13 protein-coding genes are annotated in these 16,463 nt (G+C 55.6%); 6 read left to right on the top strand and 7 right to left on the bottom strand.

Features of this window, described 5'->3' with window-relative positions; translation table 11 throughout:
* Positions 1 to 80: 80 nt before the first annotated feature.
* From glmU to glmS, 3 genes are all read left to right on the top strand, one after another.
* Positions 81 to 1,283: a bifunctional sugar-1-phosphate nucleotidylyltransferase/acetyltransferase gene (gene glmU, locus AC4NMM_RS05205; protein WP_491923706.1), complete on the top strand. Its 1,203-nt coding sequence runs from the start codon at positions 81 to 83 to the stop codon at positions 1,281 to 1,283.
* Between the two features lie 71 nt (positions 1,284 to 1,354).
* A complete protein-coding gene (locus tag AC4NMM_RS05200; protein WP_491923705.1) occupies positions 1,355 to 2,530 on the top strand; it encodes a sugar phosphate nucleotidyltransferase in 1,176 nt (391 codons plus the stop codon).
* A gap of 2 nt (positions 2,531 to 2,532) precedes the next feature.
* On the top strand, positions 2,533 to 4,374 hold the full coding sequence (glmS, locus tag AC4NMM_RS05195; RefSeq protein WP_491923704.1) for a glutamine--fructose-6-phosphate transaminase (isomerizing): 1,842 nt from the start codon (positions 2,533 to 2,535) through the stop codon (positions 4,372 to 4,374).
* 874 nt (positions 4,375 to 5,248) lie between these two features.
* Here the strand turns inward: glmS and aglM are convergent.
* Together aglM and AC4NMM_RS05185 are read right to left on the bottom strand one after the other, a co-directional pair.
* Positions 5,249 to 6,559 (bottom strand): UDP-glucose 6-dehydrogenase AglM, encoded by a 1,311-nt coding sequence (aglM, locus tag AC4NMM_RS05190; RefSeq protein WP_491923703.1) that lies wholly within the window; start codon positions 6,557 to 6,559, stop codon positions 5,249 to 5,251.
* A 183-nt stretch (positions 6,560 to 6,742) separates the two neighbouring features.
* On the bottom strand, positions 6,743 to 8,197 hold the full coding sequence (locus tag AC4NMM_RS05185) for a flippase (protein WP_491923702.1): 1,455 nt from the start codon (positions 8,195 to 8,197) through the stop codon (positions 6,743 to 6,745).
* 55 nt (positions 8,198 to 8,252) lie between these two features.
* Between AC4NMM_RS05185 and AC4NMM_RS05180 the strand changes: the two genes are divergently transcribed.
* Positions 8,253 to 9,038, top strand: coding sequence for a class I SAM-dependent methyltransferase (locus tag AC4NMM_RS05180; RefSeq protein WP_491923701.1), 786 nt, complete (start codon positions 8,253 to 8,255; stop codon positions 9,036 to 9,038).
* Between the two features lie 14 nt (positions 9,039 to 9,052).
* Here the strand turns inward: AC4NMM_RS05180 and AC4NMM_RS05175 are convergent, their stop codons facing one another.
* Entirely contained in the window at positions 9,053 to 9,964 is a 912-nt protein-coding gene (locus tag AC4NMM_RS05175; protein WP_491923700.1) for a hypothetical protein, read from the bottom strand.
* Between the two features lie 97 nt (positions 9,965 to 10,061).
* On the opposite strand from AC4NMM_RS05175, the gene AC4NMM_RS05170 reads away from it, so the two are divergent.
* Positions 10,062 to 11,222, top strand: coding sequence for a polysaccharide deacetylase family protein (locus tag AC4NMM_RS05170; protein ID WP_491923699.1), 1,161 nt, complete (start codon positions 10,062 to 10,064; stop codon positions 11,220 to 11,222).
* 88 nt (positions 11,223 to 11,310) lie between these two features.
* Positions 11,311 to 12,441 carry a glycosyltransferase family 4 protein gene (locus tag AC4NMM_RS05165; protein ID WP_491923698.1) on the top strand — a complete coding sequence of 377 codons (1,131 nt, stop codon included), beginning with the start codon at positions 11,311 to 11,313 and terminating at the stop codon, positions 12,439 to 12,441.
* A gap of 47 nt (positions 12,442 to 12,488) precedes the next feature.
* Here AC4NMM_RS05165 and AC4NMM_RS05160 read toward each other — a convergent pair whose 3' ends face one another.
* From AC4NMM_RS05160 to AC4NMM_RS05145, 4 genes are read right to left on the bottom strand one after another with little or no spacing between them, the layout of a single operon-like run.
* The gene (locus AC4NMM_RS05160) at positions 12,489 to 13,838 is read right to left on the bottom strand and encodes a nucleotide sugar dehydrogenase (protein WP_491923697.1); all 1,350 of its coding nucleotides are present in this window, start codon (positions 13,836 to 13,838) and stop codon (positions 12,489 to 12,491) included.
* Complete coding sequence (locus AC4NMM_RS05155; protein WP_491923696.1) at positions 13,822 to 14,799, bottom strand: Gfo/Idh/MocA family oxidoreductase; 978 nt, start codon at positions 14,797 to 14,799, stop codon at positions 13,822 to 13,824. The genes AC4NMM_RS05160 and AC4NMM_RS05155 overlap by 17 nt, the downstream gene beginning before the upstream one ends.
* On the bottom strand, positions 14,792 to 15,874 hold the full coding sequence (locus AC4NMM_RS05150; RefSeq protein WP_491923695.1) for a DegT/DnrJ/EryC1/StrS family aminotransferase: 1,083 nt from the start codon (positions 15,872 to 15,874) through the stop codon (positions 14,792 to 14,794). The genes AC4NMM_RS05155 and AC4NMM_RS05150 overlap by 8 nt, the downstream gene beginning before the upstream one ends.
* Positions 15,874 to 16,455, bottom strand: coding sequence for an acyltransferase (locus AC4NMM_RS05145; RefSeq protein WP_491923726.1), 582 nt, complete (start codon positions 16,453 to 16,455; stop codon positions 15,874 to 15,876). Before AC4NMM_RS05145 ends, AC4NMM_RS05150 begins: the two co-directional genes overlap by 1 nt.
* Between the last annotated feature and the right edge of the window lie 8 nt (positions 16,456 to 16,463).

Here is a 16,463-nt window from a genome sequence, read left to right as displayed (position 1 = left end):
TAACAACTATTACTACGTATTCGGCCCCGGCGACCGCACCGACCGCAGCGGCTAAACCCCGCCCCGCCGTCGGCCCGTCCATGTACGGAGTCGTGCTCGCGGCCGGCCGCGGGACTCGGATGCGACCGCTGACGGACCGACGCCCGAAACCGCTCCTCCCGGTCGGGGATCGGTCGCTGCTGGAACGGGTGTTCGACACGGCCCGCGACGTCGTCGACGAGTTCGTTGTCGTGACGGGGTACCGCGGCGACGCGATCCGGGAGGCGATCGGCGAGTCGTACCGCGACCGCCCGGTCCACTACGTCGAGCAGGGGGAGCCGCTCGGCACCGCCCACGCCGTGGCGCAGGCCGAGCCCGTCGTCGACGACGACTTCCTCGTGCTCAACGGGGACGTGGTGGTCGATGTATCGCTGCCGCGGGCACTCGCCGACGCCGGCGCGCCAGCCGTGGCGGCCACCGAGGTCGACGACCCGCGGGCGTACGGCGTGCTCTCGACCGACGATGACGGCTCGCTCGCGGGCATCGTCGAGAAGCCCGCCGACCCGCCGACGACCCTCGCGAACGTCGGCTGCTACGCGTTCGAGCCGGAGGTGTTCGAGTACATCGACCGCACGCCCGAGAGCGAGCGCGGCGAGTACGAGATCACGACGACGATCGATCTCCTGCTCGGCGACGGCCGCCGGATCGACGTGGCGCGATACGACGGTACCTGGCTCGACGTCGGCCGGCCGTGGGAGCTGTTGGAGGCGAACGAGCTGGCGCTCGACGAACTCGACGACGAGCGTGAGCTCGACGGCACCGTCGAGGAGGGCGTCCACCTCCACGGGGGGGTCGTCGTCGAAGACGGCGCGCGGGTCCGCTCGGGCGCCTACGTCGAGGGACCGGCGCTGATCCGCGAGGGCGCCGACGTGGGGCCGAACGCGTACGTCCGCGGGGCGACCGTCGTCGGCCCCGGCGCCCACGTCGGCCACTCGGTGGAGGTGAAGAACTCGGTGCTGATGGCCGACGCCTCGGCCGGCCACCTCTCGTACGTCGGCGACTCCGTGCTGGGTCGCGAGGTCAACCTCGGCGCGGGAACGAACGTCGCGAACCTCCGCCACGACGGCGAGAACGTCCGCCTGACGGTGAAGGGAGACCGCGTCGACACCGGGCGCCGGAAGCTGGGCGCGATCGTCGGCGACGAGGCGAAGACGGGGATCAACACATCGCTGAACGCGGGCGTGAAGCTCGGCGCCGGCGAGACGACCGGGCCGGGCGAGGCGCTAACGCGCGATCGAACGTGACGTGATCGACTTTCGGCTAACGGCGGTCCGTCCGCGAGCGATTTAAAACCCGGGCGGGCGAGGAGTTGCGTATGAGCGACGACTCCGTGACCGCGGTGATCCTCGCCGCGGGCGAGGGCCGGCGGTTGGCGCCGCTGACGAACCGGCGGCCGAAGCCGATGGTCCCCGTGGCGAACCGACCCCTGCTCGAACACGTCGTCGAGGCCATCACGGCGACGTCGATCGATCGAATCGTCCTCGTCGTCGGCTACCGGCAGGAGCGCATCCGGAACCACTTCGGCGACGGCGACGACTGGGACGTGACGATCGAGTACGTCGAACAGGCCACCCAGCTCGGCACCGGCCACGCCGTGTTACAGGCCGAACCGGTCATCGACGGGCCCTTCGTCGTGCTCAACGGCGACCGGATCGTCGACCCAGCTGCCGTCTCGCGGATCCACGACCGCGTCCGCGAGGGGACCTACCCGACGATGGCGGTGACGACCGCCGAACACCCGCGCGAGTACGGGGTCGTGAGCCTCAACGGCGACCGCGTGACGGCCATCGACGAGAAGCCGGAGGGGCCGGTCGAGACGAACCGGATCAACGCCGGCGTGTACGGCTTCTCGACCGAGGTGTTCGACGCGATCCGCGAAACGCACGCGCCGGGAGAACTGACGATCACGGCGACGCTGAACGACCTCGCCGCGAGCGAGTCGCTGTCAGCCGTCCGGTACGACGGCCGTTGGCTCGACGTGTCGAACCTGTGGGACCTGCTCACCGTCAACGCGGGGCTGATCGGCGAGTCCGGGGCGTCGGACCGGGACGGTCCCGCCCTCGGCGAGTCGGTGACCGTCGCCGACGACGTGGCCCTCGCGGGTAACGTCCGCGTCGGCCCGAACGTCACGATCGGCGGCAGCACCGCGGTCGGGAGCAACGCGACTATCGAGGCGGGCGCGGTCGTCGAGAACGCAGTAATCTTCCCTGACGCCGTGATCGGTGCCGGGGCCGTGGTCCGAGACGCCATCGTCGCCGGCAACGCGCGAATCGGGCCGAACGCGACGGTCGCGGGCGGGCCGGCGACGGTCGTCGTCGGTGACGCGGTCCACCACGATGTCGAACTCGCCGGCGTGGTCGGCGACAACGCGACCGTCGGCGCCGGATCGACGCTCACCGACGGCGCGGTCGTCGGCGACGACGTCGACGCCGACGCGGGAGTCGTGATCGACGACCGCGTTGAATCGGGCGCGGTCGTGCGGAGGGGATAATCATGTGCGGCATTACCGGCTACATCGGCGACGGGATCGCCTTGGAAGACGGCGACGAGGTCGCCCACGTGGGCGAGATCGTCCACGAAGGGCTCCGCAACCTGGAGTACCGGGGGTACGACTCCGCTGGCGTCGCGCTCGTGGGCGCGTCGAGCGGGCTCACCGTCGCGAAGCGGTCGGGCGAGGTCGACAATCTCACCGTCCCCGACGTTCCGGACGCGACGCTGGGCGTCGGCCACACGCGCTGGAGCACGCATGGGCCGCCGACAGACGCGAACGCCCACCCGCACACGGACTGCGTTGGTGAGGTCGCGGTCGTCCACAACGGAATCGTCGAGAACCACGAGGCGCTCAAGGCGGAGCTAGCTGATCACGAGTTCACGAGCGACACCGACACGGAGGTCATCCCGCACCTGATCGAGGCGGAACTTGCGGCTGATCCCGAACTGGACCTCCTCGACGCGGTCCAGGCCGTCGAGGACCGCTTGGAGGGGAGCTACGCGATCTGCGCGGTCCGCGAGGGCGACGACCGGATCGTCGTCTCGCGCCGCGGGAGCCCGCTCGTGTTGGGGCGCGACGCCGACGCGACGTTCGTCGCCAGCGACGTGACGGCGTTCCTCGAGCACACCCGCGACGTGACGTACCTCGAGGACGGCGACGTGGCGGCCCTGTCGGCCGACGGTGTCGAGATCTATGCCGACGGCGAGCCCGTCGACCGCGGCGTCGAGACGGTGACGTGGGAGGCCGACGCCGCCGAGAAGGGCGGCTACGAACACTACATGCGCAAGGAGATCCACGAACAGCCCGAGTCGCTCCGGCAGACCATCGCGGGGCGGCTCGACGTCGACGCGGGCGACGTCGACCTCGACGTCTCGTTCCCGCCGGGCTTTCTCGCCGATCTGGAGGAGATCCAGATCGTCGCGTGCGGCACCTCCAACTACGCCGGGCGGTACGCCGCGCAGCTGTTCGAGGAGCTCTCGGGGGTGCGCGCGACCGTCGAGATCGCCAGCGAGTACGAGTTCGGCGCCGGGCGCAGTCCGGATCGAACGCTGGTCGTCGCCGTGACGCAGAGCGGCGAGACCGCTGACACGCTCGGCGCCGTGCGTCGCGCGAACGCCGCCGGCGCGCGGACCTTCGCCGTGACGAACACCCTCGGCAGCACCGTCACGCGCGAGGTGGACGACACCGCGTTCATCCGCGCCGGCCCCGAGATCGGCGTCGCGGCGACGAAGACGTTCGCCTCGCAGGTGGCGACGCTGACGATGTTGGCCGTTGGAATCGGCCGCGAACGCGGCGCATTGGCCGCGGCCGACGCGCGGCCCGTCTTGGAGGGGCTCCGCGACCTCCCCGGCGCGGTCCAGCAGGTGCTCGACGCGGAACCGGAGGTCCGCGAGGCCGCGACCGAGTACGGTGACAGCGAGGCGTTCTTCTTCGTCGGGCGGCAGCTCGGCGTGCCGGTGGCGCTGGAGGGCGCGTTGAAGCTCAAGGAAATTTCGTACGACCACGCGGAGGGGTTCGCCGCCGGCGAACTGAAACACGGCCCGCTCGCGCTGGTGACCCCTGACACGCCCGTGTTGGCGATTCTGACTGACGGGTCGCGCGCCGACGAAACGATGAACAACGTCACTGAGGCGCAGACGCGCGGTGCGCCCGCCATCGGCTGTGTCTCTGCGGGCGAGGAGTACGACACGCTGGACGTCTCGTTGCCGGTCCCAGACGTTGGCCTCGTCGAGCCGCTCGTCGCGAACGTCTACCTCCAGCTGTTCGCGTACCACGTGGCGAACGACAAGGGGCGGTCGATCGACAAGCCGCGGAACCTCGCGAAGAGCGTCACCGTCGAGTGACGCCGAGCCACCCGGGCCGCTTCGTGGGCGGCCGGTACGCGGTCGTTAACCAACACTGGTGTGTGGTGGATGGGTTGTGTTGGTTAACACGCCTTGGTGGGAACTGCGGGCCGCATGAGCAAGCGTCGCCACTCGAGTCTGTGGTGACAGTGATGCCGCACCGCGCGTTCAGTTGCTGCGACGGAGGGCCGAGAGTCCAGCGGGAGTTCCAGGCCGAGTTACACTGGTTTGTCCCGCCGTAGTAATAGGAGTACCAACGGGTGAAACGCCGATCAAGGAGCGGCGACTGCGGCCGGACTTGAAGAACTAACAGGCAAACAAACACCGGTGCGGCCGCGGATCGCGTCGTAGTGCCGGAGTTATCCAACTCATCGGCACAGCCCGTCGCGAACAGTCGACCCTCACGTCCTCTCAGACGCCAAATATATGTGATGCGCATCGGTAAAACACCCCGGGACCACCGGGGGTGTTTCGGCCGATCTCTGAGATCGGGTATCTGAGACGTCGACCCCGCTCTGGCCGATCGCCTCACAGCGTGTGGCAACTGGCAATACGTGTCTCCTCGCTGTTGTCGTGCGATTTTGCGTGTGTGGCCCTCTGGCCGCGTGAGAACAGCACTCGACCTAAGCGACTTGTCGGCTCGGTCGGGCCCGAGCGTGCGTGTTTCACCCGTTCTCACGGGGAGTACTGCGGCCGGGATCAGGGGGTGTAACTATGGTGTTTTCTCCGGAGAGCGGGAATATCGCGGGAAAGCTCTCTTTTCGGCGAGTGAATGACCGAGGACTGGTGGGAACGGCTCGTGTTCCCAACGGTGGGCCGTCGACACGACAGCCGGCGACCGGGAGCAGTTCGACGTCTCTGTGGCTGTGGGTGATCACCACGTCAATCCTTCATAGATAATCCCGTCGCGCCGCTCGATAATGCGGCGCCCGTCGACGACGATCGGGGTCGCCATCGCGTCGAACTCCACGTCGAGCGCGGCAAACTCGTCCCAGTCGGTGACGACCACCGCGCCGTCGGCGCCGTCGAGTGCCGCCGCGGCCGACTCCGCGTATGTCACGTCGTCGACGTAGTTCGGCGCGTTGTCCGTCGCAACCGGGTCGTACGCAATAATCGTCGCACCGCGCTCCTGAAGATCATTGATTACCGGAATCGCCCGGGAGTTCCGCATATCGTCGGTGCCGGGCTTGAACGCGAGGCCAAGGACAGCAATCTGTGCGCCCTCGAACTCCCCGTCGAGATGGTCACCGAGCAGGGCGACTAACCGCTCTGGCTGCCGATCGTTGACCTCGATAGCCGCATTGAGGACTGCCGGATCGTAGCCAGTTTCCTCCGCAGCCGAGATTATTGCGTGGACATCTTTTGGAAAACAACTTCCCCCAAACCCCACGCCGCTCTGGAGGAACTGCTCGCTGATCCGGTTGTCGAGCCCGATCGCGTCGGCGACCTCGTAGGCGTCGACGCCGAGCTCTTTACAGATGTTCCCGAGGTCGTTGATGAGGCTGATCTTCGCCGCGAGGAAGCCGTTGTTGGCGTACTTGATCATCTCGGCGGTGCGCGTGTCGGTCTCGACGACGGGTGTGTCGGCGGTCGCGATCAGCGGCTCGAACACCGCGCGCATATCGTCTCGCGCCCGGTCGTCGTCCGCGCCGAGGACGACCTTGTCGGGATTCAGAAAGTCGTGGACGGCCGTGCCCGCACGGAGGAACTCCGGGTTCATTCCGACGCCGAACCCCTCGCCGGCACTCTTCCCGCTCTCCTGTTCGAGAATCGGGGTGATCGTGTCCGCAGTCGAGCCGGGGACGACCGTGCTCTTGACGACGACCGTGTGCCAGTCGGGTTTGTCGGCGAGGGTCTCGCCGAGCTGGCTCGCGCCCGCCTCCATGATCGAGAGGTCGATACTGCCGTCGTCGTTCTGTGGGGTAGGAAGACAGAGGAAGGTGACGTCGGTGTCGAGGACGGCGTCGTAGTCGGTGGTCGCGCGGAGCCGGCCAGTCCCGTCGGGCCCGACGTGTTCGGCGATGAGCTCCGAGAGGCCCTCCTCGTGGATCGGCGCGTCGCCGGCGTTGATCGTTTCGACGACCGATTCGTCAATATCGATGTTGACGACATCATGGCCGAGGTCCGCGAAACAGGCGGCGACCGTCGTGCCGACGTAGCCGCTGCCGACGATAGAGAGGTTCATTTTGTGTCTTAGTTTGAGAACACATATTTTTGTTAGTCAGACCTTACATCAAGTACACACGATTCAACCGATTCCCTCACCAGTATCCAAGACACCTTTTCAGTGTAGTGTCATTTTGTATCAATTGATACTTTTTATATGAGATATTCAGAGCGTTGTTTTTGACCACTTGCGACTAGGCATTCATAGTGGGCTATTATTTTTAATCACTTGTTTGAAATCTGGTGACAGATATAGCAAAGAGAGGAAATAAACTGCGGCTCCTATTGTTACAAGCGTGAAGGTCACAGGTATTGTCCCAGAGTTTACGTTTACCATCTCGGAAATCAAAATCAAAGAATATACGATAGCTGACATAAGAACGGACGATGCCACCTGATATTTTATTCTCTGAGAGGGAAGACTGAACTCAAGTACACTATTGACTGTCACATACGCTGAGAGTAGCCCCAATATACTCGAAATCAAAGTGGCAACAGCAGCACCAATCCAGCCATACGCGTAGACGAGTAGGACGTTTAATAATATATTGACGACAACGAAAATGGCGTTGACGCGGAAAGAGAGGTCGGGCCTATCGACGGCATTCATAATATTGAGGAACTGTTTCTGGTAGGAGTAAAAGAGAACAGAAGCGATCAGTATGACCAGGATAAAATAGCCCTGAGAGAACTCAGAACCATAGATATTGAGTACGCCTCGTCCTAAGAGCGCCCCTCCCATGAGTCCCGGAATTATGAGTAATCCAGTATACGCAATCGAATCGTTGAGGTGACGGGCTACAATCTGTTTGTTCCCCTTCGACGATATTTCACTAACCTCAGGGAACATTGATTGACTGATAGAGTTGCTAAATATAGACATAAAGCTAGCCATCGTCCAGCAGACCCCGTATATACCGACGAGGTTGGACGGGACAAAGAGACCCAAGACAACGATATCCGTCCAACTGAACGTGCGTGCTTCCAGCCTCCCTGCCCACGAGAATTTTGCGTAATCAAAGAGGCTCCGAAAGTGTCGGCGACAAGGTATAGAGACAGATATCGTGCGATTGGAGTACTTGAGAGCCATCCAACCGCCGATTACAGCAACGGTGAAGAAGGCCAAAATGTATCCAACAAGCATTCCGATGAGTTCGAAACCTAAGTAGACGAGCAATATTTGGAAGAGACTCCGTAGGAAAGTACCGAGGAAGTTCTGGATACCCTTTAAATGAACGAGATGTTCACCTCTCAAAATTGCGTTCGTGAGTCCGTCGAGAACCTTAACTCCGAGCATCAACGCTACGAATTGGTAGATCGGTGCCCCAAAGTAGCTATTTAAGTGTCCTCGAGCTAAGTAAATTACTACGGCAATACACAAATAAAGAGATATCGAAAGAATTGCGCCGGCAGAAATGTATGGGTCTTTCTCACCTTCTTCACTAATGCGCTTGGAGATCGCGGTATTGAATCCCATCTTAGAACCGAGCACCAGCCAAGTCACGACACCAGAAGCAAGAAAATAAATTCCGAGTACTTCTGCCCCGAGTATTCGAGCAAAATAGACTGTTGCGACAAAGCCAGCTAAGGACGCAGAAAGCTTGGCAATAAAATGGATTGCGGCTGTCTGGGCAACACGCATTGTGTCGGAGTTCATCTAAACGCTTAATTCCCTATCGGTTTTATCAAGTATCATCAGTCCAGTAGGGTTGGTGAACCCCGACAGAAAACTAACAATTATGACAAACGAAAATTTTGAGCAAGCTCTGAATCATCTAATCAATCAAGAGGGGTTGTACGACGAATCACTCACTACATGGTCCTCTGATTACTTACAAAGCCATAAGAGATACTATAGTGGTGTTTGCGATTACGTGAAAAGAGATCTCGAAAGCCCATTGCTGGAAGTTGGATCAGCTCCATATCACCTGACAAGCATCCTCAACCGGATGGGGTACAAAATAGTTGGACTTGATATTGATCCTGAGAGAATGGAGGGACTGATAGAGTTGCTAAATTTAGATATAGAACAGTGTGATATAGAACAGGATAGATTTCCTTTTGAAGACAACTCATTTTCAGGCGTGGTCTTCACCGAGGTTCTTGAACATCTAAGAATAAATCCTATTCACACACTAGAAGAAATAAACAGGGTACTAAAACCGAATGGAACTTTATTATTAACCACACCAAACCTAACATCTATATACAATATTCATTCCTTCTTAACAACAGGAAAGATAGTTGACCCTTACGATGAATTCAACAAACTTCGCACAATTGGTCATATGGGACATGTAAGAGAGTATACGCAGGCAGAAGTACAGTCATTATTAAAAAAGACAGGGTTCGAAATTAAAAATTCTGAATATAAAAACTATCTAGCTGAGGATACCAATTCTGTATCATTTAAGCATATGGTGGGAATCAAAGTCTCAAAAATTCTACCGAGGCTACGAAAACTCCAAGTACATATCGCAACCCCAAAACAAGTCTAGCGATAGGGAGTCTATTATCTATATCCAAACGATTCAAGTCGTTCTTCTACGATTTGTTGATCAACCTCATCGTAGGCTTCGGGATCTTCTTCAACTATATCCTTCCTTTCGTTATATTTGGGAACAAACCAAGGGACCTCAGTAATTTCCGGGACCCTGAAACCCGCTGAGTGTCCGTATCCCTTGACAGGAATCGGTCGCATACGGTCACCAATGAGAGCGCCATGATCGGCTGTGACGACCGTTTTACCCGTGAACTCATCGATGAGTTTGGAGGCCGCATCAATGGCTATCTTAACGTTTTCCCGGTACGCCTTCCGAACGATTTCTTCATCAACACCACCGTATCCTTCGTGCCTCCACTGTAAAATCTCCCAGATATTTGGTTCATCATTGTCTGTATCGAACCCTCTGTGATCAATGGATTCGCCCGTAGGACCGAGAAACGGGTAGTGCGGTTGCATGAAATGAATTATCAGACGTTTCTGCGGGTATTTTTGATTTGCTTCTACTGCGTGCTCAATGACTGTCTCCGGGAGAACGGTCTGTTTCTCTTGATCCCATTCAGTAAGGAGATTTACTAGCGAATGAAAGATATTCTCCTCCAGTCGAGGACTGAATGGATTTGAAGTAACGTATACAGTATCATGAAGCTGTCTGCCTACGAAATTCTTTTCCATGAACTCCCAGCTCTGCGACGCAGCAGAATTAAATTTTGACAGGTCCCCTTCTATGTGATTTTGTTCAGAAAAATAATCATAGCGACACGCATCAAGTATTATCAGGTTGTCCCAATCTTGTTCGATAGCCAGATCACCGTCGTTTGAGCGACTATTATGAAGGAACCTATTTACTTTTCTTATGGTCTGGCGAAACTCACCAAGTAATAGGTAGGGATTCTCAACTATACGCTTGACATCAGACATATTATAAGGAAGCGTGGATACACTTATATATATTACCAAACAGGGCCTCAGAAACGAGCAGGAACTGATGATATAGGCCAATGATTTCGGGTTCAAAATGACTGATAAATTGGATGTGGAAAAGTTGCTCCAAGGACGGTACGAATATACCGACTTTTCAGCGGAAGAGCTTAGAGAGATCCAAGTTCCAGATTATCCATACAATATATTGAACAAAAAACAGAAGCTCTATTCACCAATATGTGATCTTAGTAGACAGTTAGAACCTAATTGGCCCGGAGACTCTGACTTCGCCGTCTGTTTGACCCATGATCTGGATCACGTGTCCAAATTTTCTTGGCGTCAGTCATGGAGAAAACGAATGTTACGAGCCCGGATGAGATATAAAAATAGTTCTGAGATTGGGCATTTGAATGAAACCGGAACGATACCCGCGTTAAAAGCCGTTACAGGAGCGATAACGTACTCCATATCAAACGCAATCAAATCAGGTGCGGACCCTTACCACAGGTATGAGGAGTGGCTTGAGCTTGAGAGCGAGTACGACGCAAATTCGACGTTCTTTGTTTTGCCTGAAAAAACGAAGACACCGCATATCAGTGATTCCGAGTATAAATATGACGACAAAATTGTATTCAACGGAGAAAAATGTAAAGTCAGAAATATGATAGCAGAAATAGATGAGAGTGGTTGTGAGATCGGTCTTCATCCAAGCTGGTATGCGTATGAAGATTCCAATGAACTTCAAAGACAGAAGGCTGCGCTGGAGAACATAATTTCAGACGATGTGGAGTCTGTTAGGCAGCACTATCTTCATTATGACCCAAATATTACGCCTCGTACCCATCACGATGCTGGCTTTCAGTATGATTCTTCTCTCGGTTTTAATAGAAATGTCGGGTTTCGACGTGGAAGTTCATATCCTTGGAAACTTCAAGATCTAACCACCGGAGAAATCCTATCCGTTGTGGAGGTCCCCCTAGTTATTCAAGATACTGCGCTATTTCGAGATAATGGGCTCGGAGTGGACAGGAACAAAGCTCTAGAATACGTCGAATTGCTTGCTAATAAAGTGGCTGAGACCGGTGGAATACTAACCCTTTCTTGGCACCCAAGCTCGATAGCGATTGAGGAGAGATTCAATACTTATCGAGACGCACTGGAAATGTTGTATGAAAAGGGAGCTTGGTTCGGTTCCGTACAGGAGGTGGGCAGATATTGGATGGAGAACGTGGATATAGACGGAGGTTTAGTATAACACTCCGTATTCATATTGTATTGTCGTAGATATCGACGTGTGAGATGGTTCCCAAAAGGTTGATACGGAAATACTATCATTAGCGCTCATGACATCTGTATGTATTCTCACATCGGCACACCCGATTGATGATACGCGAATCTTTCATAAAGAAGCTAAGACGCTTAAACAGAGTGGATATGAGGTACGTCTCGTTGCGCATCATCCGCACAACGAATCTCGTCGAGGAATAGAGATAATCTCTGTTGAAAACGCGAATTCACATCTCGGTCGCCTTGTGGACCTGCCGAAGATGTATAACATTGCCCACGGTCTTGACGCAGATATTTATCATTTCCACGACCCTGGACTACTCCCAGTGGGTGCTGCTCTTGCGGTACGTACCAATGCTCGAGTGGTATACGACTGTCACGAACAGTATGACATCTCTTTCCAGGATTACGGGTTTCCGCCAGACGTATTCAATCCCTTTTTCCAATACATCTACCCTCACGTACAGTCCGGCTTTTGCCGACCGTTAGACGCCGTTATCGCTGCCACGGAATGGATTCAAGATGATTTCGAGGAATTGGGACACGAATCGGTACAGCTCGTCCGCAACTTTCCTATCACCGAAAACATCGAGATCGGTACTCCTGGGGTAACCAGATCACATGACTTCGTCCTCGTGTATGTCGGAGGTCTCACTCAGACACGGGGAGTTCATCGGATGGTGGAAGTACTTCGGACTCTCCAAGAGAACGGTGTCGACGCAGGCCTGTGGCTACTTGGCCCGTTCAACAATGCGCAGACTGAGGCGAAGACCCGAGAATTCGTCCAAAACCACGGTCTGAGTGATGCGGTTCGATTTTTTGGACGGGTCGAACACGACCAGGTATTCTCATATCTCGCCGCTGCCGACGTTGGATTAGCACTTCTCGATCCCGGACCGTATGAATACGGTGTCCCCACGAAAGTATTCGAGTATATGTATTCACGGATTCCAGTGGTGGCAAGCGATACGACCGCTAATCGAGCGTATATTCCGAACGATTGCGGCGAAATTGTTCCGTATGATGATCCAACGGAAATCGCATCAGTTCTCGAAACACTCTCTCAAGACGAAAGTCTCCGGAAATCAATGGGGAAGGCAGGTCGACGGCGAGTTGAAAACGAATACTCTTGGGAGATCGAACGGGACTCTTTGCTTGAACTTTATAACAGGTTAACTAGTGAGTAGAACGAATGTGAGACACTTAGGTAACTATCGAGTCGAGTTTAGAACAACTATTTTGAGCTTTTCCCACGTCCGATCGTGTACACCCAGTGGTTCGTCCCTTCTAGATCGAGCGCCTGTCGTCCATCTACAATGACCATCGATCTGTCGAACAGATCCCAATTGATTGATTCAAATTCACTGTGTGCCGTCACTAACACAATCGCGTCTGGATCCACCTCATAGAGCTCTGCCTGATCGATCTGTGTGGCTCCATCAAATGCCGAGAAGTCTTCCAACAACGGGTCCACGGCATACACGTCCGCTTGCTGCGTAACGAGTCTATCGACAATTGGAATAGACGGCGCATGCCTGAGTTCCGCGACCCCTGCCCGGTACGTGAGACCAAGCACGACCACGGTCGCGTTCGAAAGCGCCGTATTCCTCTCGGTCAATCCGTCGATCAGTTTCTCAGTCACGAACTCGGGCATCGAATCGTTCACGTCCCGAGCAGTCTCCATCAAGGGGGTCGGTCCGTCGAATTGATTGATGAGAAAATACGGGTAATACGGAATACAGTGACCGCCAACTCCGGCACCCGGTGTATGAATATTACACATCGGGAGGGTATTGGCGACCTCGATCGCCTCCAGGACGTCGATCTCCAGTTCGTCGGTGAGTTTGGCTAATTCATTAGCCAAGGCAATGTTGACGTCTCGATAAACACCCTCGAAGACTTTGACCGCCTCAGCAGTGGTTGCGTCTGAAACGGGTACTACTCCAGAATCGTTAATTTCCTCGTACACGGCCTGCGCGATACGCGTCGCTTCGCTGTCGGTCCCACCGACGACTTTCTGATATGCGCCGCGAATATCTTCGATTGCGCGACCACTTGAGGTCCGTTCTGGGCAGAAGGCCACACCGAACTCGTCAGAATCTAGGCCGCTCTCCTCAGCCAAAGATGGCTCCACAACGTCTCGGCACGTTTGTGGTGGAACCGTTGATTCGATGAATACCACATCGCCCGGATCGAGGCCACTAGCAATATCAGAGATGACTGAAGAGATTACTGACAACTCCGGATTATTGTCGTCTGTAACCAGCGTCGGAACAATAATAACGTGAATACTGGCGTCCGCCGCTGCTTTCTCTCCATCCGTAGTCGCCGATAAGGCACTGGATTCAACAGTATGTTGAATTAACTCGTCCAGCCCTGGCTCACCCTCCACGTGCGAAACACCGGACGAAACGGATTCAACGATTGTCTCGTCAATATCGACGCCGGTAACCGACCCGCAGATATCCGCGTAGACTGCTGCGAGCGGGAGTCCCATTTTCCCGAGGCCGTAGACTGCGACTGGGATTTCGCCATTAGTGAACGCGTTCCGGATGTTCCCTTCGCTGTTATTGTACGGTTTCATTTACTTCCTCTGTGCCGAAGGCCTGGTTGTCAATCTCTTGAATGACTCTAACGGCCTCAAGTCCATCGGCTCCTGATACAACAGGTGTCTCATCCGCAGTCACTGCTTCCAAGAAAGACTGTAATTCGTTCTTGAGTGGTTCAACATTCTCGACCGCCGGGTGCTCAACAATACTTTCGTGCCGGTACTTCACGCTCCCGTCGTCCGTAATAAATTCGGGGGCGGATTGTCGGTGTATTTCGATAGATTGATCCAAGTAGTCAACCTTGACGAATCGGTCGGAGGCCGTGATAGTTAGTTCGCGAACCTTCTTCTGAGTCTGCCTACTTGCGGTGAGTGAGGCGATGGTATCATCTGAAAACGTCAAAGTCGACGCGGCGTAACGGCCTCCGGCGGTTCCGGAGGTTTGGATTGACTCGATCTCGGCGTCAATCAACGACAACACGATGTCGACATCGTGAATCATAAGATCCGAAACGACCGTGTCCTTGATGTCGCGACCTGGGTCCGGCCCAAGCCGATTGGCGTCAACGGCTGTGACATCAAGTTGTGGTACAATATCAGCAAGCGCCTCTACGGCAGGGTTGAATCGCTCAATGTGACCTACTTGGATCTGTACCCCGCGTTGTTCGGCAAGGTCAATCAGCTTTTCACCTTCTTTGATATTGGAAACGAATGGTTTCTCAACGAGAACTGAGAGTCCGTTTTCAATACACCTGCGGGCAATTTCGTAGTGATACTTGGTCGGAACCGCGATCGAAACCGCATCAGCGCTCGTAGTCAGCTCGTCAATAGAAATCGCATCAGTGCCGTACTCAGCAGCGATCTGTTCCGCCCGTTCTGAATCCGCGTCGTACACTCCGACAAGAGTTGATTCTGCGAGTTCACTATATACACGTGCGTGATGTTGGCCCATAGCCCCGACACCGATCACTCCGACCGAGAGCGTAGAGTCAGTCATCGGAGTAGAACTCTCTTACAACCGTTGTGATTGTTTCGATGTCCGAGTCACTTACTGCGGGATGGACTGGCAGGGAAAGAACTGCCTCGGTTGTACGCTCGGCGATCGGAAATTGGTCGGACACGTGTGAATACGCCGGTTGCCGATGAATACAAGTCGGATAATAAATCCCCGAACCAACGTCAGCACTTTCGAGGTATTCTATAAGCTCATCTCGGCGACCCGCACGAATTGTGTATTGATGATAAACGTGTTTACGCTCTTCTGGTTCTGTTGGTGTGTCGACCGGACTAGTCTGTAACCCTTCATTCAGAGCAGCAGCGTTTCGGCGACGAGCCACAGTAAAGTCGGGAAGCTTCTCTAGCTGAGCACGGCCGATAGCTGCGGCAACGCTTGTCATTCTGAAGTTATGACCAAGTTCAACGTGCTCGTAGTTGTCAGAACGACCGTGATTGACGAACCGTCTCGCTCTATCGCGAATATCCTCTCGGTCCGTCGTTATCATTCCCCCTTCTGCGGTCGTCATATTCTTTGTAGGATAAAATGAAAAGCAAGCAGCGTCTCCGAACGAGCCAACACGAGATCCTTTATATTTTGCTCCGTGAGCCTGAGCCGTGTCCTCAATCAACAACAAATCGTACTCATCGGCGATTGATTGAAACGCATCCATGTCCGCAGCGAGGCCATAGAGATGAACTACAACGATTGCGTCGACATCGCCGTGTTTCTCAATTACATCTCGGACAGTATCAGGGTCAAGGAGGAATGTTTCGGGGTCAATGTCTGCGAAGATAGGCTCTGCGCCTGCGAGACGAATCGCGTTCGCGCTCGCGACGAAGGAGAACGGCGTCGTGAGGACGGTGTCCCCCTCTCCTAGCCCGAGAGCCTCCAACGCGGTATGGAGTGCTGTAGTTCCGTTTGAAGTCGCAACTGCGTGTTCAGTATCACAAAACGAGGCGAATTCGTCTTCGAAAGAGCGAACCTCGGGACCGTCAGCGATCATCCCACTATCAACTACGGAGTGTATACGTTCCAACTCCGCGTCATCCAATTGTGGATCAGCGATTGGAATCATTAAGTATCGTTCTCACTCTGTAGTTTCTCGGGGAGCGGTTTGAATGTCGCGGGTGCGCCGACTGCGAGCGTCTCGGCTGGTACGTCTTCTGTGACGACGGCCCCGGCTGCGACGAAGGCCTGTTCTCCTACTGTGACTCCAGGAAGGATCGTCGCGTTCGCGCCGATCGATGCCGATTGCTTTAGCGTCGGTCCCTCGAGATTGACATCCTGTCTGACCGGATACGGATCGTTCGTTAGGACGGCACAGGGACCGATAAACACTCGATCTTCAATCGTCGTCTGTGTAGGCACGTAAACATCAGTCTGAAGACTCACTCTATTTCCTACGTCTGTGTGGCCGTCGATGACCGTATTTGTCCCGATGATACACTCTCGGCCAATTTCGGTGTGTTCTCGGACCAGAACGTTGTGTCCGGTCTGTGTTTTATCATCTATTGTAACATCATTATAAATAATACTCCCGGTGCGGATGACCACTCCATCTCCGAGTTTCGTCGGACTTGCGTCCTCGGTATATTCGTACCCTATCGTAGTTCCTGGATCAATTTCACAATTTTCTCCCTGATGTGTCTCGCTCATCATCTATA

The organism is Halorubrum sp. SD41, from assembly GCF_058630335.1.
Note: the sequence above shows the minus strand (reverse complement) of the source record. Positions and strands in the feature narration are given on the sequence as shown.

Bases quoted from the DNA above. Each gene is read 5' to 3' on its own strand.
- AC4NMM_RS05160 (WP_491923697.1), bottom strand. From the start codon at position 13,838: ATGAAACCGTACAATAACAGCGAAGGGAACATCCGGAACGCGTTCACT.
- AC4NMM_RS05175 (WP_491923700.1), bottom strand. From the start codon at position 9,964: ATGTCTGATGTCAAGCGTATAGTTGAGAATCCCTACCTATTACTTGGT.
- AC4NMM_RS05155 (WP_491923696.1), bottom strand. From the start codon at position 14,799: ATGACTGACTCTACGCTCTCGGTCGGAGTGATCGGTGTCGGGGCTATG.
- aglM (WP_491923703.1), bottom strand. From the start codon at position 6,559: ATGAACCTCTCTATCGTCGGCAGCGGCTACGTCGGCACGACGGTCGCC.
- AC4NMM_RS05145 (WP_491923726.1), bottom strand. From the start codon at position 16,455: ATGAGCGAGACACATCAGGGAGAAAATTGTGAAATTGATCCAGGAACT.
- glmS (WP_491923704.1), top strand. From the start codon at position 2,533: ATGTGCGGCATTACCGGCTACATCGGCGACGGGATCGCCTTGGAAGAC.
- AC4NMM_RS05200 (WP_491923705.1), top strand. From the start codon at position 1,355: ATGAGCGACGACTCCGTGACCGCGGTGATCCTCGCCGCGGGCGAGGGC.
- AC4NMM_RS05165 (WP_491923698.1), top strand. From the start codon at position 11,311: ATGACATCTGTATGTATTCTCACATCGGCACACCCGATTGATGATACG.
- AC4NMM_RS05170 (WP_491923699.1), top strand. From the start codon at position 10,062: ATGACTGATAAATTGGATGTGGAAAAGTTGCTCCAAGGACGGTACGAA.
- AC4NMM_RS05185 (WP_491923702.1), bottom strand. From the start codon at position 8,197: ATGAACTCCGACACAATGCGTGTTGCCCAGACAGCCGCAATCCATTTT.
- AC4NMM_RS05150 (WP_491923695.1), bottom strand. From the start codon at position 15,874: ATGATTCCAATCGCTGATCCACAATTGGATGACGCGGAGTTGGAACGT.
- glmU (WP_491923706.1), top strand. From the start codon at position 81: ATGTACGGAGTCGTGCTCGCGGCCGGCCGCGGGACTCGGATGCGACCG.